The sequence below is a fragment of the Xanthomonas sp. CFBP 8445 genome, from assembly GCF_025666235.1.
Classification (GTDB): domain Bacteria; phylum Pseudomonadota; class Gammaproteobacteria; order Xanthomonadales; family Xanthomonadaceae; genus Xanthomonas_A; species Xanthomonas_A indica.
In genome coordinates this window covers 309,536-333,122 of the sequence record NZ_CP102594.1, presented here as the reverse complement: position 1 = coordinate 333,122, position 23,587 = coordinate 309,536, and the positions used below count along the sequence as shown (strand labels likewise).

The following is a 23,587-nucleotide window of genomic DNA, read 5'->3' as shown; positions in this document are numbered from 1 at the left end:
GGCTGCTCCCGTCGCCTTGCCGCCGCATGTCCCTGCCCTCCCGCTATGCCGAATGCGATGCGCCAGCGGCGCTGCGCGACCGCCTGCGCTGCAGTTGGCGATTCCGTCAGGGCGACGCCGACGCTGCCGCCACGCAGGTGCTGCCCGACGGCTGCGTCGACCTGATCTGGGACGGTCGCTCGCTGTTCGTGGCCGGACCGGATCGGCGCGCCACCGAGGCCATGTTGGCGCCAGGCAGCGTACTCACCGGCGTACGCCTGGCAGCCGGGGCCGGCACCAGCCTGCTCGGCGTGCCGTTGCATGCCGTCGCCGACCAGCGCGTGCCGCTGGACGCGCTGTGGGGCGTGCGCGGCCGCGACTGGCAGTCGCGTCTGGAGGATGCCGCCGATCCGCTGGCGGCCTTGCACGCGCTTTGCGCGAGCCGGCCGCTGCAGGCCGATCCTGCAATGGTCTGGCTGTTCGCGCAGCTCGCCGGCACCGCGCCACCGCGACTGGCTGCACTGACCAACACGCTGGGCGTCAGCGAGCGCACGCTGCGCCGGCGCAGCCATGACGCGTTCGGCTACGGCGCCAAGACCCTGGAGCGCATCCTGCGCCTGCAACGCTTCCTGGGCCTGGCCGGCCGGCATCCCAGCCTGACCGCGGCGGCGCTCGAGGCCGGCTATGGCGACGCGCCGCATCTGGTGCGCGACAGCCGGCAACTGACCGGGCTGAGCCCGCGCGAACTTGTGCAGCGGCACGCACGCTGACAGGGTCTGCGACAACGGTACGCCGCTGCTAGCCACGGAAGGCGCGGCGTTGCCCGCTGTAGGGGCGGCTTCAGCCGCGACAGGCATTATCGTGACCGCCTGTCGCGGCTGAAGCCGCTCCTACAGGGCGCTGCACCTGCATCCGCTTGGATTGCGGCAAAAACGCGTGATACGGGCCGGCTCGCCTGCACGCCGACGCCGCGCTGCATCGAGTGCAGGCTGTGGTGTGGCGCCGTTTGCTAACGTGCCGCCAGGTGCGAAGACCCAGGTGACACATGGCCAGAGATGCAGGCTTGGAACACATGCTGCGCGACACACTCGGCGCGCAGCGCGGGCTGACCGAGAAACCGATGTTCGGTGGCTGGGCCTGGCTGCTGCACGGCCATCTGCTGTGCGGCGCGCGCGACGACGGCGTGCTGGTGCGGCTCGGCAAGGGTCACGACGCGTGGGCGCTGGCGCTGCCCGGGATCGCGCCGATGCTGTCGCGCGGCCGGGCGATGGCCGGCTGGGTCCGGGTCGCGCCGGAGACCTTCGCCGGCGACGCGCTCGCTGCGCGCCTGCTGCGCGAGGCCATCGCCTTCGTGCGCACGCTGCCGGCGAAGTGAAGGCGGTACAGGTCTTCGTGCAAATCGACCGCGATCGCCGCCGGCGCAGCGTCGACCCTGTTCAACCTCGCACCGATCAGGCCGCCATCGACCCGTGCGTCGAGATCAGCCACCGAAACGACCGGATTTCCCAGGCCATGATCTTTTAGAAGTCGGCAAGAACCGCACGGCGGAAGATCGGCGTGGCATACAACCGACGCGCGGGCACCGCCACCCCGGAACCGTCGAGCGCGACGGCCAACCCGCTGACCGTTTTCGCCAAGCCGGCGCCGCCCGAATGAAGGACACTGCCGGCTCTTCCACAGGAGCCGCCCATGTCCCGCGCCGAGCAGCATCACCGCATCGACTATCTCGAATTCGCCGTCGCCTCGATCGCCGCGGCCAAAGCCTTCTACGGCCAGGCCTTCGACTGGACCTTCCAGGACTACGGCCCGGACTACTGCGAGTTCCGCGACGGCCGCCTGAGCGGCGGCTTCTTCCACGGCACGCCACAGCCCGGCGGCGCCCTGGTGGTGCTGTCCTCCAACGACCTGGCCGCCACCCAGGCGCGCATCGAGGCCGCTGGCGGCCGCATCGTGCGCCCCGTGTTCGCCTTCCCCGGCGGACGCCGCTTCCACTTCGCCGACCGCGACGGCTACGAACTGGCGGTGTGGTGCGAGGGCTGATACCCGCGGCGCACGCGCGGTGACGCGGACGGGCTAGTCCGGATCCCGCGCGTAATGCCCCAGGAACATGTCCGTCGCCGACGCGGCGACCTGGGCCTGCTGCTCAGGGCTGAGCGGCGGCTGGCCCATGCTCATCTGCGGCCAGAATGCCAGGCCCTTGATCAGCGCCTGCAGTTGCTGCGCGGCGAACTCCGGCTGCATGGGCCTGAGCCGCCCATCGGCCAGCGCCGCACGCAGCCACACCAGGGTGCCCTCCTCCTTGCTGCCCAGGCGCGCGACCAGATCGCGCGCACGCTCGGGGGCGCGCATGCCCTCGACCATCGCCATCCGCGACAAGTCGAGAAAGGCCGGATCGTCGAACAACCGCAGCTTCTGCTCCAGCAACTGCAGCAACTGCGCGCGCAGCGGCTGCTGCGGGTCGTACGGCACGCCGACGGTGTCCAGGCTGCGCTGCCAGAGCTGCACCAGGATCTCGTCGAACAGCGCGTCCTTGCTGGGGAAATGGTTGTAGACGGTGCGCTTGGACACGCCGGCGCTGGCCGCGATGCGGTCCATGCTGGTGGCCTCGAAGCCATGGCCGCGGAACTCGGCGATCGCCGCCTCCAGGATCGCCTGGCGCTTGCGCTCGGTCAGCCGTGCCGATGCGGGCGTGGAAAGAGAAGCCATGGGCGCATGTTACACCGCGCAGTTTACTTTCACGAAAAGGAAACTACACTGTGTAGTGTAATTCTCGTGCCAGATCGTCTTCCAAGGATTGCCGCCATGTCCGCGTCCGCTTCCTCGCTGTCCCCTGTTCCGCCCTCGTATCGGGAGTCGCCGCAGTATCGCCACGGCCGCTTCCGCAACGCCACCCCGGGCACCAGCGGCGCGCCCGGCCTGGCCGGGACCCTGCGGATCATGTGGCATCTGTTGACACGCAAGTCGCCCGAGGCGGTGCCCGCGCAGCCGCTGCCGGTGCTGCCGCTGACCGCCGCTCAGTTGCTGGCGGCGCCCGACCGCAGCCTGTACCGGCTCGGGCATTCCACGGTATTGCTCAAGCTGCGCGAGCGTTTGTGGCTCACCGACCCGGTGTTTTCCGAACGCGCCTCGCCGTTTCCGTTCGCCGGCCCACGCCGCTTCCACGCACCGCCGATCGCGCTGGACGCGTTGCCGCCGATCGCCGGGGTGATCCTCTCGCACGATCACTACGACCACCTGGACCGGGCCAGCATCCGCCGCCTGGCCGAGCGTGTCGGGACCTTCGTGACGCCGCTGGGCGTGGGCGACCTGCTGCAGCGCTGGGGCGTGGCCGCGGACAGGATCCGGCAACTGGACTGGTGGCAGTCGACCATGGTGGACGGCGTGACGCTGACCGCCACCCCGGCGCAGCACTTCTCCGGCCGCGGCATGTTCGATCGCGGGCGCCGGCTGTGGTGCTCGTGGGCGATCGAGACGCCCGAGCTGAAGCTGTTCTTCAGCGGCGACGGCGGCTACTCCGACGGCTTCAAGGCGATCGGCGAGCGGCTGGGGCCCTTCGACGTGAGCCTGATCGAAAACGGCGCCTACGACGTCGACTGGCCGCACGTGCACATGCAGCCGGAGCAGACCCTGCAGGCGCACCTGGACATCGGGGGACGCACGCTGCTGCCGATCCACAACGGCACCTTCGACCTGGCGATGCATGCCTGGCACGAACCCTTCGAACGCCTCGCGGCGCTGGCCGATGCCGCTGGCGTGGCGCTGGCCACGCCGCGCATGGGCGAGCGCGTCGACCTGACGCAGCCGGCAAGCGGCGAGCGCTGGTGGCGCGCACTGGCGCAGGCGGTGGCGCCGTGAGCCGCTGGACCCTGGCCGACCTGCCGTCGCTGCGCGACAAGATCGCCATCGTCACCGGCGCCAGCCCTGGCGGACTCGGCTACGAAACCGCCCTGGCCCTGGCCGGCGCGGGCGCCAGCGTGGTGCTGGCGGCGCGTAACCCGGGCAAGGCCGAGACTGCGCGGCAGGCGATCCTGGCCGCACATCCGGCGGCCGACGTGCGCGTGGAAGCCCTGGACCTGGCACAACTCGCGTCGGTGGCCGCCTTCGCCGAGCGCATCGCGGCGCGCTCCCCGCGGCTGGATCTGCTGATCAACAACGCCGGGGTGATGGCGCCGCCGCAGCGGCAGACCACTGCCGACGGCCTGGAACTGCAGTTCGGCAGCAACTACCTCGGCCACTTCGCGCTGACCGCGCGCCTGTTGCCGCTGCTGCGCGCCGCGCCGGGCGCACGCGTGGTGAACCTGTCGAGCCTGGCGCACCGCCAGGGCCGCATTGACTTCGACGACCTGCAATGCGAACGCCCGTACCGTCCATGGAAGGCCTACGGGCAGTCCAAGCTGGCGATGCTGATCTTCTCGCTGGAACTGCAGCGGCGCAGCGACGCGCAGGGCTGGGGCGTGTGCGCGCTCGCCGCGCATCCCGGCATTGCGCAGACCGCGCTGATCGCCAATGGCCCGGCGGTCGACGGTCGCCGCACCGCGATCGGCGCAGCGACCCAGTGGCTCGCACCGTGGATCAGCCATTCCGCCGCCGCCGGCGCCCTGCCCACCCTCTACGTCGCCACCTCGCCAAACGCCCAGCCCGGCGGGTACTACGGGCCCGACGGCCCGTTCGAGCTGAAAGGCGACCCGGCCCCGGCCAGGATCGCCCGGCAGGCGCGCGACCCGCAGGTGGCCGCGCGGTTGTGGGAGGTGGCGTGCACGCTGGCCGGCGTGGCGTTCTGACTGCACAGCGGCACCAGCACATTGCCTCCGTAGGAGCGGCTTCAGCCGCGACAGGCGTTACCGGGATCGCGCGTCGCGGCTGAAGCCGCTCCTACGGATCACGTCGCGTCGTTGCGAGCGGTGCCTTACAGACGCGTCCACTCCAATCCCTCGCCGCGTCGGTAGAACACCGCCAGCGCCTTGCCATAGACGCTATCGGCATCGACGAAGCCGAAATAGCGGCCATCGAAACTGTCGCCGCGATGGTCGCCCATGACCAGCAGCTTGCCGGGCGGCACCCGCACGTCGTGCAGGTCCGGGCCACCGCCCGCGTCCAGATCCAGCCGCGCAATGCGCGCACCGAACCGCTCGGCATCGCCCGCGGCGCCCACCTGCAGCGGCTGGCCATTGATGGAGAGATGGCCATCGCGCACATCCACACGGTCGCCCGCCACCGCCACCACGCGCTTGATCAGGCGGGTGCCGTCGTGCGGCGAATCGAACACCGCCACGTCACCGCGCTGCGGCCGGCCGCGTTCGAGCACGCGGTACTCGGTGAACGGCACGCGCAGCCCGTAGGCGCTCATGTCCACGGCAACACGATCACCGGGCTGCAGCGTCGGCTGCATCGAGCCGGAGGGCACCACGTAGTGATTGGCGAAGGACGACCGCGCGGCGGTGAGCAGCACCAGCATCACCGCCATCGGCACCAGTTCCTTGCGGGTCCAGCGCGCGGCGCGCTGCAGGCGGGTGGCATGCGGATCGGCGTGGGTCATGGGGCACCTGGGATGAGCGAGGGCGGCACGGGACATGTCATCGCGACAGTGCGCGCTCGGCGGCTCGAGGGCCAGTGACGAAAGACATGGCGTCGCCCGGCACAGACGCGTGCAGACGCCATGCGCACGGCAACTCATTTGCAGTTCGGAAATTCACCCAAGATGAGGACGGGAGAGAGTCTTTCTTCATGCCCGCCGTCGCGCCCCTCTTCGCCATCGAGATACGTGATCCGCGCACCTTTGCCGTCGCGACGCACGGCGTAGAGCGGCTCGTTGTGGTCGGAGTGCGCCACGATCCGGTCACCCTCGACACGCGCGGAAAGCAAGCGCGGGGCCAAAGGCCCTGCCTCGTAGCGCTGGACCAGGAGCCGTGTGCCGTCAACCGCAGGCAGGATCCAGAGCATCGTCCCCAGCAGCTCTCCCTCTTCCTCGACGCGGCACACGTTGGAAAAGCTTTGCGGCCGCGATGCGCTGAAATGCGCAGGCCCCGTCGCCGCACCCATCAGGAGCGCCATGACAAACATCATGCTTCGATACTCCTGACGTCAGATGGATGACTCAGCGGCAAGCATGCCGCATCTGTCGAGACACGCCACGCAGACGCTCAAGCATGCCTTTCCCAACGGCAATTGCCAGCGCCGGCGCGGGAACGCACCTGACGATTTCCGCTGCGAAAGTGCACCCCAACAAAAACGGGATGGCCAAGGCCATCCCGTTCTCGATCACCATGACCGGCGTAGCCCCGATCAGTTCTTCAAACCGCGGTTTTCCAACAGCGGCTCGACGCTGGGGTCCTTGCCGCGGAAGTCGCGGTACAGGGTGGCCAGGTCGACGGTGTTGCCGCGCGAGAGGATCTTGTCGCGGAAGATGTCGCCGTTGGCGCGGGTCAGGCCGCCGTGTTCCTTGAACCACTGGAACGCGTCGTCGTCGAGCACTTCCGACCAGAAGTAGGCGTAGTAGCCGGCCGAGTAGCCGCCGCCCCAGATGTGGTCGAAATAGGTGGTGCGGTAGCGCGGCGGCACTTCCGGCAGGTCCACCTTGTACTTCTTCAGCGAGTCGGCCTCGTACTTGTCCACGTCCTGCAGCGGCGCGTCGGCCGGCAGGGTGTGCCAGGACAGGTCGAGCAGCGCCGCCGACAGGTATTCGGTGGTGGCGTAGCCCTGGTTGAAGGTGCGCGACTTCTTGATCTTCTCCACCAGGTCGGCCGGCATCGCCTCGCCGGTCTGGTAGTGCTTGGCGTAGTGCGCGAACACCTTCGGATCCGACGCCCAGTGCTCGTTGAACTGCGAGGGGAACTCGACGAAGTCGCGCGAGGTGGCGGTGCCGGCCAGGGTCGGGTACTTCACGTTGGAGAACATGCCGTGCAGCGCATGGCCGAACTCGTGGAACATGGTGGTGACGTCGTCGAAGCTCAGCAGCGCCGGCTGGCCCGGGGCGGGCTTGGTGAAGTTGCAGACGTTGTAGACCACCGGCTTGGTGCCGGTCAGGCCGTTCTGGCCGACGAACTCGTCCATCCAGGCGCCGCCGGACTTGCTGTCGCGCTTGAAGTAGTCGGTGTAGAACAGCGCCAGCGACTTGCCGTCCTTGTCGAACACTTCATAGACCTTCATCCCGTCGTGGTAGGTGGGGATGTCGGTGCGCTCCTTGAAGGTGAGGCCGTACAGCTGGTTGGCGGCGTAGAAGACGCCGTTCTGCAGCACGTTGTCCAGTTCGAAGTACGGCTTGATCTGCGCTTCGTCGAGGTCGTACTTGGCCTTGCGCACCTGCTCGGCGTAGAAGTCCCAGTCGGCGGCGGTGAGCTTGAAGCCGCCCTTCTGGGCGTCGATCACCTTCTGCATCTCGGCCGCTTCGCTGCGCGCCTTGGCGGTGGCGGCGGGCACGGTGTCGGTGAGCAGCTTCAGCGCAGCGGCCGGGGTCTTGGCCATCTGGTCGCTGAGGCTGTAGGCGGCGTAGCTGTCGAAGCCGAGCAGCTTGGCCTTCTGTGCGCGCAGCTGCGCCAGGCGCTGCACGGTCTGGCGGGTGTCGTTGGCATCGCCCTTCTCGGCGCGCGACTGCGAAGCGGCCATCACCTGCTGGCGCAGGTCGCGGTCCTTCAGCGAGGCCAGCACCGGCTGCTGGGTGGTGTTCTGCAGGGCCAGCAGGTACTTGCCGTCGAGCTTGCGCGCGGTGGCGTCCTGCGACGCCGAGGCGATGTCGCCGTCGGACAGGCCGTCGAGCTTGGCCTTGTCGTCCACCACCACCGCGCCGGCGGCGGTGGCCGCGACCAGCTTGGTGTGGAACTGCGTGGCCAGGGTGGTCTCTTCGACGTTGAGCTTGCGCAGGGTGGCCTTGTCGGCGTCGGACAGCTGCGCGCCGGCGCGCACGAACTCCTGGTATTCGTACTCGACCAGGCGCTTCTGCTCCGGGTCCAGGTTCAGCGTGTCGCGCTGGTCGTACAGGCTCTTGATGCGCGCGAACAGCTTGGGATCCAGGCTGATCTCGTCCTGGTGCGCGGCCAGCTTGGGCGCGATCTCTTCCTGGATCTTCTGGCGGGCATCGTTGGTATCGGCCTGCACCAGGCCGAAGAAGATGCGCGACACGCGGGTCAGGGTCTCGCCGCTGCGCTCCATCGCTTCGAGGGTGTTGGCGAAGGTGGCCGGCTCCGGGTTGTCGGCGATCTTGCGGATCTCGGCCAGGTGCTGCTTCATGCCTTCTTCGAACGCCGGCAGGTAGTCGCTGTCCTTGATCTTGTCGAACGGCGGCGCCTGGAACGGCAGCGTGCTGGGGGTCAGCAGCGGGTTGGTGGCGGCGGCGGGCTGCGCGGCGGCCGGAGCAGCGGGGGCGGCGGGCACGGGGGTGGACTCCTTACCGGAACAGGCGGCCAGCGCCAAGCTGATGGCAGCGGCCAGAACGACGTTACGCGACATGAGGTGGAACTCCTGGGAGGACCTGGGGCCAAGACAGCCGTGCACGTTACCGGGTTTGGATGGCAGCGGCATGTGCCATTGGCTCGGCCCGGCGCGGCAGCCAGCCGGCGTACAGATCGCCGGGCGCGGCCAGCCCGCCGCTGCATCGGCGGGCTGGCCGCGGTGGGACGCACCGGGCCGGATGGACCACGCACGCGCCCGGGCCGGCGGCACCGCCGGCCCGGGAGCACCCCTCACTGCCCGCCGGGCAGCGGCAGCGCCTCGTCCTTGAAGATGGCCACGTGCGGCACGCCGTCGGCGCCGATCCAGCCGCGGTACATGCCCTCGGTGTTGAACGGGAAGGCCACGCTGCCGTCGGCGCCCAGCGCGATGGCGCCGCCGTCGCCGCCGGCCTTGGGGATCTGCTGGTCGATCACCGCATCGGCGGCCTCGGCCAGGCTCTGCCCGGCGTACTTCACCCGCGCACAGATGTCGTAGGCGGCCACCGCGCGGATGTAGAACTCGCCCCAGCCGGTGCCGGACACCGCGCAGCGGCTGTCGGCGAAGGTGCCGGCGCCGATGATCGGCGAGTCGCCGACGCGGCCGTAGCGCTTGTTGGTCATGCCGCCGGTGGAGGTGCCGGCGGCCAGGTTGCCCTGCAGGTCCAGCGCCAGCGCGCCGACCGTACCGAAGTGCTTGGCGGTCTCCAGGTCGGCATGCGCCTGCTTGTTGGCCTCTTCCTTCAGCGCCTGCTGCAGTTGCTGCCAGCGCTTCTCGGTGCGGAAGTAGGACGGATCGACCAGGGCGATGCCGTGCTGCTTTGCGAAGACCTCGGCGCCATCGCCGACCAGCATCACGTGCTCGGACTGCTCCATCACCGCGCGCGCCAGTGCGATCGGGTTCCTGACCCGGTGCACGCCGGCCACCGCGCCGGCCTTGCCGGTGCGCCCGTCCATGATCGCCGCGTCCAGTTCGTTGCGGCCGTCGTGGGTGAACACCGCGCCCTTGCCCGCGTTGAACTGCGGCGAGTCCTCCAGCACGGTGATCGCCTCGGCCACCGCATCCACGGCCGGCTTGCCCTGCGCCAGCAGCGCCTGCCCGGTGCGCAACGCCTGCTCCATCGCCGCGCGCGCCTCGGCCAGGTCGGCGGCGCTGCTGCTGGCGCGCTCGACACCGGCACCGCCATGGATCACCAGCGTGGTGGCAGGAATCTCGCGCATGCGCCCGTCCTGCACGGCGTAGTAGCGGTGGAACACCGGCGCGTCGACGCGGCCGTCGGGCAGGTGCAGGGTGGAGCCGGGGCCGACGCCAACGGTCTCGATGCGGGCGGCCTGCAGCGGCTGCCCGGCCGGGGTGGGCGGTTGCAACGGCCCGGCGACCACGGTGGCCACGGCCTGCGGATCGGTGGCATAGACGCGCGCGGTGCCGTCGCCCTCCACCGCCACCGCGGCGCTCTCGTCCACGCCCAGGCCGATCAGCGGTTCTCCCTTCGGCGCCAGCGTGGCGGCCTTGGCGCGGAACGCGAACAGGCGGCCGAGGCGGTCGCGCTCGCGGAAGTGGGTGTCGGTGATGACCCGCTTGAGCAGGTCCAGGTGCAGGAAGTCGGTCTCGAGGGTGACCGCCGGCCCCAGCGGATCGGCCAGCGCCGCCGGGCTGGTGATGCTGCCGCCGTCCATCGAACCGTACAGATACTCGCCGAGCATCGCCAGGCCGGCGCTGGTGCCGCCCAGCGGCTTGCCGGCGCGCACGTGCGCGTCCAGCGCGTCGGCCACCGGCGTGTTCTTCCAATAGCGCACGTAGCGCGATTGGTCGCCTCCGGCGATGAAGATACCATCGGCGCGCGCCAGCGCGCGCAGCAGTGCCGGATCGCTGGAGGCGCCGCGGCCGCTGAACACGAAGGTCTCCACCGAGGCCACGCCGCCGACCTTGCGGTAGAACTCCTCGCCTACCTCGCCCGCCTGCGAGGCGCGCAGCACCACCACGTGGCCGTGCCCGGCCTTGGCCAGGAACCAGCGCAGCGCGTCATAGTTGCGGTCGCCGCCGCCCATCAGCAGCAGGCCGGGCGACACCGGACCGGGCGTGGGCGCGGCCGGGTCGCCGACCAGGTACTGGCGGTACTCGCGCGCGACGGCGGGCGTGGCCAGGCACAGGCCCAGCAGCAGGGAGAGCCAGGGCCGGAACAGGCCGACGGAACGGGTCATGCGGATCTCCTCGGGAACGGGACGGGCAGGCGAGCGTGCGGCTCGCTGCTGAGAGGGGACGAACGGCGGCACGGTTTCCCCCCGCCACCGCCACCCTCCCACGTTCGCCTGCGCGGCACTTGCCCGCAGCTGCCGGCGATCGGCTAATGTGGGATCCATGTCCGCTTCCCTCGACGATTGGTTCGTCCAAGAAATCCTGGTCCACGAGCAGGCGCTCAGCGGCTACCTGCGGCGCTGCTGGCCGCATCGCGAGGAATGGCACGACCTGCGCCAGGAGATCTATGTGCGCGTCTACGAGGCTGCGGGCAAGTCCCGGCCGAGCCTGCCCAAGTCGTTCCTGTTCGCCACCGCGCGGCACCTGATGACCGACCGCCTGCGCCGCAATCGGGTGGTGTCGATCGAGGCGGTGGGGGATCTGGAGTCGATGCACGTCCTGGTAGATGAGCTGTCGCCGGAACGCTGGTGCGGCGGACGCCAGGTGCTGGGCCGGCTGGCCGCGGCCTTCGATCGCTTGCCGGACCGCTGCCGCAGCGTGGTCTGGTTGCGGCGGGTCGAGGAACTGCCGCAGAAGGAGGTGGCCGTGCGCCTGGGGATCAGCGAGAAGAGCGTGGAGAAGCAGGTGGCCCGGGGCATGCGCTTGCTGGCCGATCATTTCCATGGCGACGAGGGCGCGGCGGCGCCGGCGGCGCCGTTGCAGGCGCGCGCACGCGATGGACAGCAAGTGGATTGAGGCGCGTGCGGCGGCCTGGCTGGCGCGGCGCGACCGCGGCGACTGGACCGACGCACGGCAGGCGCGCCTGGACGCGTGGCTGGCCGCGGCCACCGCGCACCGGGTGGCGTTCCTGCGCCTGCAGGCGGCCTGGCAGGAAAGCGGGCGCCTGCAGGCGCTGGGCGCAGGCCAACGCGACGGGCAGGTGCCCGAACGCGGCCGCTGGCAGGGCCTGGGCGGCCGTAGCACGGCGGCGCCGGCCGCGGCGGCAGCGGCCACTCCCGATCTGCGCGACCTGCGCTTCGCCCCACGTTCGCCCGCGCGCCCGCGGCGGCGCTGGCCGGCCGCGCTGGCGGCGACGCTGCTCGGTGCCGCGGTGCTGTCCCTGGTCTGGCGCCATGCCGTCGAACCGGTGCCGACCGCCTACGCCAGCGTCACCGGGCAGTTGCGGCCGGTGGCCCTGGCCGACGGCTCGCAGGCCACGCTGAGCAGCGACAGCCGCATCGCCGTGGCGCTGTCGCGCGCGCAGCGGCATATCGACCTGCAGCGCGGCGAAGCGTTCTTCGCGGTGAGCAAGGACCCGGGCCGGCCGTTCGTGGTCGCCAGCGGCGCGCGCCAGGTGGTGGCGGTGGGCACGCGCTTCGCGGTGCGCCGCGACGCCGACGCGCTGCGCGTGGTGGTCACCGAAGGCACGGTGCGGCTGGAGTCGGCCGATGCACCGCACGCACCGCCGTTGCTGCTGCCTGCCGGCAGCATCGCCCAGGCCGGCCCGCACGGGGTGCTGGTGCGCCGGGTGGCGCTGGCCGAGGCCGAGCGCGCGCTGGACTGGCGCAGCGGCTACCTGAGTTTCGACGACACCCCGCTACAGGCGGCGGTGGCCGAGTTCAACCGCTACAACACGATCAAGCTGCAGGTCGCCGATGCCGGCGCCGCGGCGCTGCGGGTCGGCGGCAACGTGCGCTGGTCCAACGTCGACGCCTTCGTGCGCCTGCTCGAACAGGGCTTCCCGATCCGCGCCGAGCGCCGCGGCGACACGGTGCTGTTGCACAGCCGGTAAGCCGCCCGCGCCGGCGTGCGCGAGGGCGGGGGGATTTGCCGGTCTCGTTCGTCCTGGAGCTACGAAGGCGCGCTCCGCGCCCGTTTGGGGGAGAAAACTCGATGCGGTATCCGATGCGTGCCCTGCTGCTGAGCATGGCCTGTGCGAGCGCCTGCGCGGCGCAGGCGCAACCCGCTGCCGTGGCCGCCACCGGCACGGTGGACATCCCCGCCGGCCCGCTGCGTGCGGCGCTGGATGCCTTGGCGCGGCAATCCGGCGTGCAACTGATCTACCGCGCCGATCAACTCGGCCAGGCCCGCAGCGGCGGCGCGCACGGCCAGTTGGACACGACGCAGGCGCTGCAGCAGGTACTGCGCGGCAGCGGCTTCGTCGCCGAGCGCGACGCCTCCGGCGCGTGGCTGGTGCGGCGTCAGGCGCCGGCTCCGGCGCGCGCGCCAGCGGCGGCCCGTGTCGCCACGCCGACGCCTGCAGCGGTACCTGACGCCCCGGTGGCGCAACTGGACACCCTGCGCGTCACCGGTTCGCGCATCCCGCGCACGCAGGTGGAAGGCCCGGCACCGATCAGCGTGATCGGCGCCGAGCAGATCAAGGCCAACGGCTTCACCTCGGTGCCGGACGTGCTGCGCGCGATGACCCAGAACGGTGGCGAGACGCAGAGTCCGCAGTCGGCCAGCGGCGCGGACTTCTCGCCCGGCGCGCAGCAGGTGGACCTGCGCGGGCTCGGCCCCAACCACACCCTGGTGCTGGTCAACGGCCGCCGCATCGCCGACTTCCCGATGCCGTTCAAGGGCCGCAGCAACTTCACCGACATTTCCAACATCCCGCTGGGCATGATCGACCGCATCGAGATCCTGACCGGCAGCGCCTCGGCGATCTACGGCTCGGACGCGATCTCCGGCGTGGTCAACTTCATTCTCAAGCAGCACGCCGACGGCACCACGCTGGACTACCGTTTCGGCGACACCACCCGCGGCGGCGGCGAGAGCTTCAACCTCAGCCTCAGCAGCGGCTGGTCGCGCGGCAACTTCGATGCGGTGTTCGGCGCCGAGCTGGTCTCGCAGACGCCGCTGTGGGCCTACCAGCGCAGCCGCCAGGACAGCACCCTGGACGGCCCCACCGCGCGCTCACAAGTGCCGCGGCGTACCTTCCTGCGCACCGATTACGACGACAACTATCTGGATCCGGGCGCGGACACCTGTGCGGCGGTGTCCGCGCTCAACGGCGGCAGCACCGGCTACGCCACCCGCCCGGGCTATGGCGCGTTCTGCGGCAGCAGCGCCTCGATCGGCTACGGCACCATCACCAACAAGCGCCGCGGCCTCAACGGCTACGCCTCGCTGCGCTACGCCTTCGACAACGGCAGCGAGTGGTTCGCCGACGTGCAGGTGGGCTACCACGAGCTGTCGCTGTTCCGCGACGTGACCCAGTGGGGCTACATGGCCCCGGACGGCAACGAGCAGGGCTATTTCTACAACCAGGCCACCGGCCAGGTGGAAGCCTGGGGCCGCCAGTTCAGCCCGGAGGAAATGGGCGGCCTCGATGCCGGCACCATCCGCACACGGCAAAAGACCTTCAGCGTCACCACCGGGTTCAAGGGCCGCCTGGGCGCGGACTGGGACTACGAAGCCAGCCTCAGCCACTCGCAGTACCAGGCCACGATCAGCTGGCCGCAGATCGTCGCCGCGCGCGCCAACGCGCTGTTCCTCGGCCCGCAACTGGGCGTAGACGAGGATTCGGGGCTGCCGATCTTCGACGCCGACCCGCAGCGCCTGTACACGCCGCTGCGCCGTGCCGAGTACGACAGCATCGCCCAGCGCACGGTGTACCAGCCGCGCTCGCGCACCGACACCCTCGCCTTCACCGCCACCAACACCGCGCTGTTCTCGCTGCCCGGCGGCGATGCCGGCATGGCCGCGACCGCCGAATTCGGCAACCAGGCCTACACCCTGCGCCCGGATCCGCTGGCCACGCAGTACTACTACTACAGTTGGAAGGACTCCGACGGCCACGGCAGCCGCAACCGCTGGGCACTGGCCAGCGAGCTGCGCCTGCCGGTGCTGTCGACGGTGTCGCTGAGCCTGGCCGGGCGCTACGACCAGTACCGCTTCGCCGGGCGCTCGCTGGGCAAGTTCACCTACAGCGGCGGGCTGGAGTGGCGGCCGGTGCAGTCGCTGCTGGTGCGCGGCTCCTATGGCACCGCGTTCCGCGCGCCCGACCTGCACTACGTGTACGCCGGCCCCGGCAACGACGAGACCACCGGCGTGGACTACTACCGCTGCGCCAGCGAGGAGCCGGGCGTGGCGATCCAGGACTGCAGCTACAACGAGGAAGCGGTGATCCGCGGCCGCAGCGGCAACCGCGCGCTGGACCCGGAGAACAGCACCTCGTGGACCGCCGGCCTGGTGTGGTCGCCGATGGCCGACCTGGACCTGTCGCTGGACTACTTCGACATCGACATGCGCGACCAGGTGCAGGACCTGCGCGTGGACCAGGTGCTGCGCGACGAGGCCGATTGCCGCCTTGGCGTGCTGCAGGCGGCCTCCACCACCTGCCAGCAGGCGCTGGCGCGGGTGACCCGCAGCGCCGACGGCCGCCTGTACGGGGTCTACGTCAACCCGATCAACATCGCCCGCGAACGCACCAACGGCGTCGACCTGAGCGCGCAGTACCGTCTCGACACCGGCATCGGCACCTTCCGCCTGAGCGGCAACTACACCTGGGTGCGCCGCCACGATATCCAGGTGTACGCCGGCGAAGCGATGGTGGACGAATTCGCGGTCAACAGCGGCTACGACATCCCGCGCACCAAGGCCAGCGCCAGCGTGTCGTGGGAGCGCAATGCCTGGACCGCGACGCTGCACGGCGAACGCCTGGGCCGGCTGCCGAGTTCCGATTCCTACGATCAGGTCTACGACCCGGAGAGCGGCGACAGTCCGTGGATCGGTGCCACCTACCGCTACAACGCCTCGCTGCAGTACCGCTTCACCGACCACGCGCAGCTGTCGCTGACGGTGACCAACCTGTTCGACACGATGCCGCCGCACGACCGCACCTACACGGCGTATCCGTACTACGACGTGTCCTGGTTCGACACCGTGGGCCGCAGCGTGTACCTGCAGTACACGCAGAAGTTCGGCGGCAGCGCGTTGTAGCGCGGGGCGTCCAAGCGATGATGTAGGAGCGGCTGCAGCCGCAACAGGCGTTACCGAAGGCCTGTCGCGGCTGAAGCCGCTCCTACAACAGACACTCGGCCTGTGCGTGCAGGTGCAAGGTCCAGCGCATTGGCACCGACGCGGCACCGATGCACTGCAGGGCGCATGTGGGAGCGACTTCAGTCGCGACGCATGGAACCGGAATCGGGCTGACCCCGTCAGTCGTCGGGACTGAAGTCCCTCCCACAAGGACGCCCGATCAATACCCCGTAGGAGCGGCTTCAGCCGCGACCGGAGCGTTCCCGATGTCCCGGTCGCGGCTGAAGCCGCTCCTACGACATCGGTTGATGCTGTTGAGTAAAACGACAGATGCGCGTCGGGACTGAAGTCCCTCCCACAGTGCGCCCTCCGACGATGCTGGCGCCGCACCTGTGGGAGCAGCTTCAGCCGCGACGCGTGAAGTCCAAAATCACCTGGCACCGCCATGCGTCGGGACTGAAGTCCCTCCCACAAGGGCGCCCGACCATTCCCCCCGTAGGAGCGGCTTCAGCCGCGACCGGGGCGTTCCCGATGTCCCGGTCGCGGCTGAAGCCGCTCCTACGACTACGACACCGGTTGGTGCTGTTGGGCTGTTGGGTAAAACGGCGGATGCGCGTCGCCGTCAGCCGCCGCTGCCGCTCACAACGTGTCGCGATGCTTGCCGCGCCATGGCCGGTACCAGGTGCGGATCGCGGCGATGTCGGCCTGCATGTCCTCGCTGGTGTACACCGGCTCGCCGAGGCCGACGGTACGGCTGGGGTAGTCGAAGTACACCGGAAAAATCGGGACCTGCGCGCCGTGGGCGATCTTCCAGAAGCCGGTCTTCCACTTCTCCACGCGCTTGCGCGTGCCCTCGGGGGTGATCACGTACCACATGCGCTCGGCGCCGCGGATCAACGCCACCGCCTGTTCCACCACCCCGCGCGGCGAGGTGCGGTCCAGCGGAATGCCGCCGAGCTTGCGCAGCAGCGGCCCCAGCGGCCACCAGAACAGCTGGGTCTTGCCCAGCACGCGCACCTCGAAGCCGACCGCGAACTTGACCGCGAAGCCCAGGAACCCGTCCCAGTTGGACGAATGCGGCGCCACGATCATCACCAGCTTCGGCACGTTGGGGAACTCGCCCACGACCCGCCAACCGGTCACCCGCAGGGCGGTGCGGCCGAGCCAGCGCATGAAGCGGCTGGGCTTGACCATCGGCATGTTCGGCGGCGCTGCGGGCAGGCGGTAATCGCGTTCGGTCAAAAGTCACTCCCAGCGGCCGGGCGACCGGCCGCGTTTGATCTGGCTGCGCTCGCGCTTGGCGTCCAGGCGTCGCAACTTGGCGCCGTGCGAGGGTTTGGTGGCGATGCGCCGCTTCGGCACCGACAGCCCGGCGGCGATGAACTCGGCCAGGCGCTGGCGCGCATCGTCGCGGTTGCGGTCCTGGGTACGGAAGCGCTGCGCATCGATCACCAGCACGCCCTCGGCGGTGATGCGCCGATCGCGCCGCGCCAGCAGCCGCGCGCGCAGCGGCTCCGGCAACGACGGCGAGCCGGCCAGGTCGAAGCGCAACTCGACCGCGGTGGCGACCTTGTTGACGTTCTGCCCGCCGGCGCCGCTGGCGCGCACGAAGCGCTCGACGATTTCGTCCTCCGGAATCGTCAGGCTGCTCGAGATGTGGATGGCCCCATTACCCATGGCGCGGATTGTAGGGCATCCGCCGGACCGCCTGATTTCCGGGCCGGGGAAGACTGAACGGCGCAGCCGGCGGTCGCCGGCCCGCGGCGCCCCGGCGAGCGTCGGCAGGGCCGCGGGGATTGCCGTATTCTGGCCGCCGGTCATCGTCCTGCAGGATGCCCCATGTCCCCGACTCCGCGCTTCTTCCGTTGGCCGCAGCGCCTGCTGCTGGTCCTGCTGCTGGCCCTGGCCGCTGTCCCGGCGCTGGCCGAACCGCCCACCGATGCCGACGTCAACCGCCTGCTGTCGGCCTCGCGCGCGCAGAACATGCTTGACACCATGCTGCCGCAGATCGAGGCGATGCAGCGCCAGCAGTTTGCCCAGCTCACCGCGCAGCACCCGCTCGACGCCGCCCAGCAACAGAAGCTGCAGCAGATCCAGGAGCGCACCCAGGCCACCGTGCGCAAGGCACTGTCCTGGCAGGAAATGCGCCCGCTCTACGTCAACCTGTACAAGCAGACCTTCTCCAAGCAGGACGTGCTGGCGATGGCCGAGTTCTACGAGAGCCCGGCCGGCCAGAGCCTGCTCGACAAGACCCCGCAGCTGATGCAGAACCTGATGGGCGCGATCCAGCAGAAGATGACCCCGCTGTTCGCCGACCTGCAGAAGGACCTGGAACAGACGATCAACACGCCGCCGGCGAAATAACTAAAACCGATCTTGCAGTCGTAGGAGCGGCTTCAGCCGCGACCGGGCGTTATCGAGGAAGCCCGGTCGCGGCTGAAGCCGCCCCCACGACAGCCGTCAGGCTTGCGGCGTTCCCTGCTGACATCGCATCCGGATGCATCACCCTCTCGATGCTGTGCCAGTTCCGACGTGGAAGCGCGATCACTTCCGGGTGAGCGACGTCGATCGCGACAGAGGGCCGGTAAAACGCGATTACCGACGTCGCTCGCACACCCACGCGCGGCATCCGGCAGCCGCTATCCTCCCGCATCCACCTGCCACGGCGCAGGATCCCAGCCGAACAACCCGAACGCCCGCACGAACGCCGCATCCAGCGGCGCCGTCACCGCGATCCGATGCCCGTCCGGGTGCGGAAACGCCAGGCGCTCGGCGTGCAGCAGCATGCGGTGCACGCCTTGCATGCGGAAGAAGCGGTTGTGGCGGCCGTCGCCATGGCTGGTGTCGCCGATCAGGTGATGCGAAATGTGCTTGAGGTGGCGGCGGATCTGCCGGAAGCGCCCGGTCACCGGGCTGCAGCGCAGCAGCGCATAGCGCGAAGTCGCGAACTCGCCCGACGGCACCGGCAGTTCGCCGCAGGTCAGGCGCGCGAAGCGGGTCTGCGCCGGTTTCTTCAGCGGCTTGCCGGGGCCGCCGTCGAGATCGTGGTCGACGTCGAAGTGCTCCTCGGCCGGCCAGCCGCGGCAGATCGCCAGATAATCCTTGTCCACTTCGCCGCCCATCAGCGCCTTGCCCAGCGTACTGGCGGTGTCGCGGTCGAAGGCCAGCAGCAGGCAACCGCTGGTGGCACGGTCCAGCCGGTGCACCAGGAAGATCGGCCGGCCCAGCTGCGCACGCAGGCGGTCGGCGAGGAAATCGTCCTCGCCGCGGGCGAGCTTGCTGTCGTGGACCATCAGCCCGGCAGGCTTGTCGACCACGGCCAGCAGCGCGTCCTGGTACAGGATCTGCAAAGGAGGTTCGGCGGTATTCACCTGCAGATTATCCGTGCCGCACCGGCGCGCCACAATGCGCATGGGGTGCCTGGCGTCCAGGCGCGCGATGCGTCGGGGCGCGACAACGCGGACACGCCCGCATCGCGGCGGATGCTCGATCGCGATCCCGCGCCTGCGCGGCGTGCCGCTGCGCCGCGGCGGCGGTCGCCCCTGCGCACAGGAAACCGCGCCTCACGGCGCCGATACCTACGCGTCTTTGACCGCCAACAGTTCGCCGTTGCCGACCGGCAGCGTGGTGCAGGTGAAGGCCGCATCGGCCTGCAGCAGCGCCGCGAACGGTGCCATCTCCGCCGCGTGCGACAGCGCGTTGTCCACCACCAGCAACCCGCCTGGCCGCAGCACCCGGCGCAGTTGCGGCCACCAGTCGCAGTACAGCGTGCGCTCGGCGTCCAGGAACACCAGGTCGAACGCGGCCGACGCCGCGTCGGCCAGCCATGCGCCGGCATCGGCGTGGACCAGTTCGACGCAGCCCTCCACGCCGGCACGGGCGAAACTGCGCTGCGCCAGCGCGATCTTGTGCGCGGCGTATTCCAGCGTGACCACGCCGCCGCCAAGCGCCGCCGCGGCCTCGGCCAGCCACAGGGTGGAATAGCCGTTGGAGGTGCCGATCTCCAGCACCCGCCGCGCCCCCGTGGCGCGCACCAGCACCGCCAGCAGTTCGCCGGTTTCCGGAGTGATGTTGAGCAGGCGCTGCGCGCGCTCGGACTCGCCGGCGTCGTGGCGCGGCCCCTCGGCGCCGAGTTCGGTCCGCACCGCCTGCAGTTGCGTGCGGTCGAGCGTGGCCGCGGTCAACGCCGCCACCATGCCGACAGCAAGGCCGCCACGCCGGCACCGCCGCTGATCCACGCCCACAGCGACACCCCGCCCAGCTGCGGGCCACCGGCGTCGAGCGCGTACAACAACGTGGCCACCGTGAGCAGGCCGACGCCGGCGATCGCCGCGACCACCCGCCGCTGCATGCGCCGCACCAGCAGGTTGAGTTCGAACAGGTCGCGCGAGCGCATCGACAGCTCATGCCGGCCCTCGACCTGCTGGCGCAGCCAGCCGTGGATGAGCCGTGGCATGTCCGGCGCGTGGGTCATGATCTCCGGCAGGCGCTTGCGCAGTTCGTGCAGCGCCCGCTGCGGGCTGTAGCGCTCGATCAGGATGCGTTCGAGCACCGGCCGCGCCACCGCCCAGATGTCCAGCTCCGGGTCGAGCTGGCGGCCGACGCCTTCGATGTTGAGCAGGGTCTTCTGCAGCAGGATCAGCTGCGGCTGCAGGGTCAGCTGGTAGCGCTGGGCCACGCGGAACAGCTTGATCAACACCTCGGCCAGCGAGATCTGCGACAGCGGCCGGGTGAAGTACGGCTCGCACACCGAGCGCGCCGCGGCCTCCAGTTCGTCGATGCGCACGCTCGCCGGCATCCAGCCGGCCTCCACGTGCAGCTCGGCCATGCGCCGGTAGTCCTTGTTGAAGATGGCCATGAAGTTCTCGGCCAGGTAGTACTGATCTTCCTGCGAGAGCTGGCCCATGATGCCGAAGTCCAGCGCGATGAAGCGCGGGTTGTCGCGGCGCGCCGGGTCGCTGTCGACCCAGATGTTGCCGGCGTGCGCATCGGCATGGAAGAAGTTGTCGCGGAACACCTGGGTGTAGAACACCCGCACGCCCTTGGCCGCCAGCGCGCGGCGGTCGATGCCGGCAGCGTCCAGCGAAGCGATGTCGTCGGAGGGAATGCCGCGCACCCGCTCCAGGGTCAGTGCACGCTCGGCGGTGTGGGTCCAGATCACCTCCGGCACGTACAGATCGTCCGAATGCAGCCAGAAGCGGCGCAGCACGCTGGCGTTGGCGCCCTCGCGCTGCAGGTCCAGCTCCGCGGCCAAGGTGGTCTCGATCTCGGCCACCACCTCGCGCGGGCGGATCTTGTCGGCGCGCGGATGGGTGCGCTCGACCAGCGCGGCAGCCGATTTCAGCAAGGCGATGTCGGCGTCGATCTGCCGTTCGATGTCCGGGCGCAGCACCTTGACCACCACTTCGCGGCCGTCGTGCAGCGTGGCCGCATGCACCTGCGCGATCGAAGCCGAGGCCAGCGGCGTGGTGTCGAAACTGGCGAAGGCGACGCCGATCGGCTGCCCCAGCGCCTGCTCGACGATGCGCCGCGCGGCCTCGCCGTCGAACGGGCGCACCCGGTCCTGCAGCAGGGTCAGCTCCTCGGCCACGTCCGGCGGCATCAGGTCGCGGCGGGTGGACAGGATCTGTCCGAACTTGACGAAGATCGGCCCCAGGTCCTGCAGCGCCAGGCGCAGGCGCGCCCCGCGCGACTGCGCGGCGATGTCGGGGCTGGCGCGCGGCACGAACGGCTTGGCCAGGCGCAACCAGCGTTCGGCCGGGGTGCCGTCGAGCAGGTCGTCCAGGCGATAACGCAGGATCACCCGGCCGATGCGGCTGGCACGGAACATCGCCTTCATGCGCCGCGCTCCGGCTGCAGCCGCGCCACCCGCGCAGCCAGGCGTTCGATATCGTCGCGCAGCACGTCGACGTCGTCGTAGAAGGCCTCCAGCTCGGCGCGCGCGACCACGTCGCGCGACTCCTCGGTGACGTACTCGGCCGCGCTCTGCGCCAGGTCCTGCGCACTGCGCCGGGCCTGCTGCAGGGCCGAACGCGCGGTGTTGGCCACCTGCACGCCGAGCACCTCGCCGAACACCTGCACGAACGGCCGCTGCCAGTCCGGATCGAAGCGCGTGGCCAGGTGCTGCAGGCGCCGCGCCAGTTCGGCATCGCCGGAGACCCGCACCCGCCCGCCGGGGCCGCCGGTGCGCCGCGCCTGCGCCAGGAACGGCAATTGCGCGAGCAGGCCGCCGAGCGTGCTGCGCACCGCCAGTTCCGGCTCCTGCGCCGGATCCACCGGACCGACCCGCAGCTGCGTGCCGTCGACGCGGATCTGCAGGGCCAGCGCGGGCGTCTCCAGGGTCAGCGCCACGCGCTGGCCATCGAGGTCGCGCAGGGCATCGCCGGTTTCCGGGTCCAGCGCCAGCGCGCGATTGAGCGCCGCTTCCAGCGCGCGGCCGGCCAGGGGCTTGAGAGCATCGAAGGGGGATCCAGACATGCCCGCATTCTAGCGGCAGACACGTCGCAAGGCCGTGCGCAGGGCGAGACAGATGCTCCACCCGTGCCACCGCTCGCCGCTACTGCGCCTGCGCACCGCCCAGGTGCCTGCTCAGGAAGGCCAGCAACTGCGTGTAGCAGGCGCGCCGATGCGCTATATCGGCGGCCACGTCGGTGGGGCCGGCACGCCGCAGCACGCCCTCCAGAAACGACTTGCCCGCGACGCAGGGCGCCGCGGGCAAGAAATCGACGTTCGATTGTCGCGGAAGGACTACACCTTGCCGCGGCGGAACATCGAGATCACCGCCAGGATCAGGAACACCACGAACAGGATCCAGGCGATGTTGGTCGCCGCACCGGCGATGCCGCTGAAGCCGAGCACGGCGGCGATGATGGCGATCACGAAGAAGATGATGGCGTAATGCAGCATGGCAATATCCAGAAGTTGTCGTGCCGAATCGGCGCGGCATCATCTTCGGCAAATAGCGGTCGTCAGCGGGTGACGGACGTGTCGTGGCGCCATGAGGACGCCAACCGCTGCAGGCCCTGCTCGATCGTCACCTGCGGCACGTAGCCGAAGTCGCGTCGCGCCGGTTCCATGCTGTACCAGTGCGGGGTGCACAACTGCTCGGCCAGAAAGCGCGTCAGCGGCGGCTCGCCGCGCAGGCGCAGCAGCGGCCACAGGGTCTCGCAGGTGGCGCCGATGCGGTAGGCGGCCTTGAACGACAGCGTCTTGGTCACGGTCGGTGCACCGACCGCGGCGAGCAGCTTGTTGAGCAGTTCGCGCATCGGCAATGGCTCGCCGTTGGAAATGAAGTAGGCCTTGCCGGCGCAGGGCGCCCCCACCGCCAGGTGCTCGAAGGCGTCGAAATGCGCCTGCGCGGCGTTGTCGATGTAGGTGGAATCGACCTTGTTGTCGCCGCCGCCGACCAGGCGCACGCGCCCCGCCTGCGCGCGTGCGACCAGTTTGGGCAGGATCTGGTTGTCGCCCGGCCCCCAGATCAGCCGCGGACGCAGCGCCACCACGGCCAGTTGCGCGTCGTTGGCGGCCAGCACCATGCGCTCGGCGATCGCCTTGGTCGCCGCGTACGGCGCCTGGAACTCCTCGCCGTAGGGCACCTGGTCCGCGCCCAGGCCTTCGACCGGATGGGTGGCGCGGTGGGTCACGCTCGGCGTGGAGGTGTAGACCAGGCGCCCCACGCCATGCGCGCGGCAGGCGGCCAGCACGTTCTCGGTGCCGACCACGTTGGGCTGGTAGTAGCTGTCGTAGCTGCCCCAGGCGCCGGCCTTGGCGGCGTTGTGGAACACCGCATCGGCGCCGGCCAGCGCATGCTGCAGCGCCTGCGCGTCGGCCAGGTCGCCACGCACCTGGGCCACGCCCAGCGCCTGCAGTTCCGGGTAGTGGCCGCGGTTGAAGCTGACCACCTGGTGCCCGCGCGCGACCAGCCCGCGGCACAGCGCCTGGCCCAGGAATCCACCGCCACCGGTCACCACGATCTTCATCGCCACACTCCATTGTCAGGGCGGCCATTCTGGGGCCGGCCTTGCTTCAC

23 protein-coding genes and 1 pseudogene are annotated in these 23,587 nt (G+C 70.2%); 9 read left to right on the top strand and 15 right to left on the bottom strand.

Annotated features, from left to right (window positions below; translation table 11 throughout):
• Positions 1-26 precede the first annotated feature (26 nt).
• The 3 genes from NUG21_RS01495 to NUG21_RS01485 all read left to right on the top strand — a co-directional run bounded on the left by NUG21_RS01495 (position 27) and on the right by NUG21_RS01485 (position 2,019).
• Positions 27-749, top strand: a complete 723-nt coding sequence (locus NUG21_RS01495) for a helix-turn-helix domain-containing protein (protein ID WP_160946850.1) — start codon at positions 27-29, stop codon at positions 747-749.
• A gap of 302 nt (positions 750-1,051) precedes the next feature.
• The gene (locus tag NUG21_RS01490; RefSeq protein ID WP_263392079.1) at positions 1,052-1,354 is read left to right on the top strand and encodes a TfoX/Sxy family protein; all 303 of its coding nucleotides are present in this window, start codon (positions 1,052-1,054) and stop codon (positions 1,352-1,354) included.
• A 314-nt stretch (positions 1,355-1,668) separates the two neighbouring features.
• A complete protein-coding gene (locus NUG21_RS01485) occupies positions 1,669-2,019 on the top strand; it encodes a VOC family protein (RefSeq protein WP_263392078.1) in 351 nt (116 codons plus the stop codon).
• Between the two features lie 33 nt (positions 2,020-2,052).
• Here NUG21_RS01485 and NUG21_RS01480 read toward each other — a convergent pair whose 3' ends face one another.
• Positions 2,053-2,685, bottom strand: a complete 633-nt coding sequence (locus tag NUG21_RS01480) for a TetR/AcrR family transcriptional regulator (protein WP_019796467.1) — start codon at positions 2,683-2,685, stop codon at positions 2,053-2,055.
• Between the two features lie 96 nt (positions 2,686-2,781).
• On the opposite strand from NUG21_RS01480, the gene NUG21_RS01475 reads away from it, so the two are divergent.
• On the top strand, positions 2,782-3,834 hold the full coding sequence (locus NUG21_RS01475; protein WP_263392077.1) for an MBL fold metallo-hydrolase: 1,053 nt from the start codon (positions 2,782-2,784) through the stop codon (positions 3,832-3,834).
• On the top strand, positions 3,831-4,760 hold the full coding sequence (locus NUG21_RS01470; protein WP_263392076.1) for an SDR family oxidoreductase: 930 nt from the start codon (positions 3,831-3,833) through the stop codon (positions 4,758-4,760). Before NUG21_RS01475 ends, NUG21_RS01470 begins: the two co-directional genes overlap by 4 nt.
• A 125-nt stretch (positions 4,761-4,885) precedes the next feature.
• Here NUG21_RS01470 and lepB read toward each other — a convergent pair whose 3' ends face one another.
• The 5 genes and pseudogenes from lepB to NUG21_RS01445 all read right to left on the bottom strand — a co-directional run.
• On the bottom strand, positions 4,886-5,515 hold the full coding sequence (gene lepB, locus NUG21_RS01465) for a signal peptidase I (protein WP_263392075.1): 630 nt from the start codon (positions 5,513-5,515) through the stop codon (positions 4,886-4,888).
• A gap of 134 nt (positions 5,516-5,649) precedes the next feature.
• Positions 5,650-6,042: a hypothetical protein gene (locus NUG21_RS01460; RefSeq protein ID WP_263392074.1), complete on the bottom strand. Its 393-nt coding sequence runs from the start codon at positions 6,040-6,042 to the stop codon at positions 5,650-5,652.
• A 219-nt stretch (positions 6,043-6,261) separates the two neighbouring features.
• Complete coding sequence (dcp, locus tag NUG21_RS01455) at positions 6,262-8,421, bottom strand: peptidyl-dipeptidase Dcp (protein WP_242081515.1); 2,160 nt, start codon at positions 8,419-8,421, stop codon at positions 6,262-6,264.
• A gap of 233 nt (positions 8,422-8,654) precedes the next feature.
• On the bottom strand, positions 8,655-9,620 hold the full coding sequence (locus NUG21_RS01450; RefSeq protein ID WP_242081628.1) for an isoaspartyl peptidase/L-asparaginase family protein: 966 nt from the start codon (positions 9,618-9,620) through the stop codon (positions 8,655-8,657).
• A gap of 216 nt (positions 9,621-9,836) precedes the next feature.
• Positions 9,837-10,448, bottom strand: a pseudogene (locus NUG21_RS01445) (cyanophycinase); the annotation flags it as partial.
• A 310-nt stretch (positions 10,449-10,758) separates the two neighbouring features.
• Between NUG21_RS01445 and NUG21_RS01440 the strand changes: the two are divergent.
• The 3 genes from NUG21_RS01440 (at position 10,759) to NUG21_RS01430 (ending at position 15,519) form a co-directional block, all read left to right on the top strand.
• A complete protein-coding gene (locus tag NUG21_RS01440) occupies positions 10,759-11,331 on the top strand; it encodes an RNA polymerase sigma factor (RefSeq protein WP_242081516.1) in 573 nt (190 codons plus the stop codon).
• The gene (locus NUG21_RS01435) at positions 11,312-12,367 is read left to right on the top strand and encodes a FecR family protein (protein ID WP_263392073.1); all 1,056 of its coding nucleotides are present in this window, start codon (positions 11,312-11,314) and stop codon (positions 12,365-12,367) included. Before NUG21_RS01440 ends, NUG21_RS01435 begins: the two co-directional genes overlap by 20 nt.
• A 113-nt stretch (positions 12,368-12,480) precedes the next feature.
• A complete protein-coding gene (locus tag NUG21_RS01430) occupies positions 12,481-15,519 on the top strand; it encodes a TonB-dependent receptor (RefSeq protein WP_263392072.1) in 3,039 nt (1,012 codons plus the stop codon).
• A 678-nt stretch (positions 15,520-16,197) separates the two neighbouring features.
• Here the strand turns inward: NUG21_RS01430 and NUG21_RS01425 are convergent.
• Together NUG21_RS01425 and arfB are read right to left on the bottom strand one after the other, a co-directional pair.
• The gene (locus tag NUG21_RS01425) at positions 16,198-16,752 is read right to left on the bottom strand and encodes a lysophospholipid acyltransferase family protein (RefSeq protein WP_160947945.1); all 555 of its coding nucleotides are present in this window, start codon (positions 16,750-16,752) and stop codon (positions 16,198-16,200) included.
• A gap of 51 nt (positions 16,753-16,803) precedes the next feature.
• The gene (arfB, locus tag NUG21_RS01420; RefSeq protein ID WP_010340085.1) at positions 16,804-17,235 is read right to left on the bottom strand and encodes an alternative ribosome rescue aminoacyl-tRNA hydrolase ArfB; all 432 of its coding nucleotides are present in this window, start codon (positions 17,233-17,235) and stop codon (positions 16,804-16,806) included.
• Positions 17,236-17,397: 162 nt separating this feature from the next.
• Between arfB and NUG21_RS01415 the strand changes: the two genes are divergently transcribed.
• Positions 17,398-17,922: a DUF2059 domain-containing protein gene (locus NUG21_RS01415; protein WP_019797487.1), complete on the top strand. Its 525-nt coding sequence runs from the start codon at positions 17,398-17,400 to the stop codon at positions 17,920-17,922.
• A gap of 275 nt (positions 17,923-18,197) precedes the next feature.
• On the opposite strand, the gene NUG21_RS01410 is transcribed toward NUG21_RS01415, so the two are convergent.
• The 7 genes from NUG21_RS01410 to oleD form a co-directional block, all read right to left on the bottom strand.
• Entirely contained in the window at positions 18,198-18,971 is a 774-nt protein-coding gene (locus tag NUG21_RS01410) for a pseudouridine synthase (protein ID WP_263392071.1), read from the bottom strand.
• Between the two features lie 165 nt (positions 18,972-19,136).
• Positions 19,137-19,754: an O-methyltransferase gene (locus NUG21_RS01405; RefSeq protein ID WP_160947887.1), complete on the bottom strand. Its 618-nt coding sequence runs from the start codon at positions 19,752-19,754 to the stop codon at positions 19,137-19,139.
• Positions 19,739-21,397 (bottom strand): ubiquinone biosynthesis regulatory protein kinase UbiB, encoded by a 1,659-nt coding sequence (gene ubiB / locus NUG21_RS01400; protein WP_160947888.1) that lies wholly within the window; start codon positions 21,395-21,397, stop codon positions 19,739-19,741. The genes NUG21_RS01405 and ubiB overlap by 16 nt, the downstream gene beginning before the upstream one ends.
• Positions 21,394-22,035, bottom strand: a complete 642-nt coding sequence (locus NUG21_RS01395) for a ubiquinone biosynthesis accessory factor UbiJ (protein WP_263392070.1) — start codon at positions 22,033-22,035, stop codon at positions 21,394-21,396. Before NUG21_RS01395 ends, ubiB begins: the two co-directional genes overlap by 4 nt.
• A 79-nt stretch (positions 22,036-22,114) precedes the next feature.
• Positions 22,115-22,276 carry a hypothetical protein gene (locus tag NUG21_RS01390; protein WP_019796982.1) on the bottom strand — a complete coding sequence of 54 codons (162 nt, stop codon included), beginning with the start codon at positions 22,274-22,276 and terminating at the stop codon, positions 22,115-22,117.
• Between the two features lie 29 nt (positions 22,277-22,305).
• A complete protein-coding gene (locus NUG21_RS01385) occupies positions 22,306-22,464 on the bottom strand; it encodes a DUF1328 domain-containing protein (protein WP_003468167.1) in 159 nt (52 codons plus the stop codon).
• A gap of 62 nt (positions 22,465-22,526) precedes the next feature.
• Entirely contained in the window at positions 22,527-23,537 is a 1,011-nt protein-coding gene (gene oleD, locus NUG21_RS01380) for a 2-alkyl-3-oxoalkanoate reductase (protein WP_242081520.1), read from the bottom strand.
• Positions 23,538-23,587 lie beyond the last annotated feature (50 nt).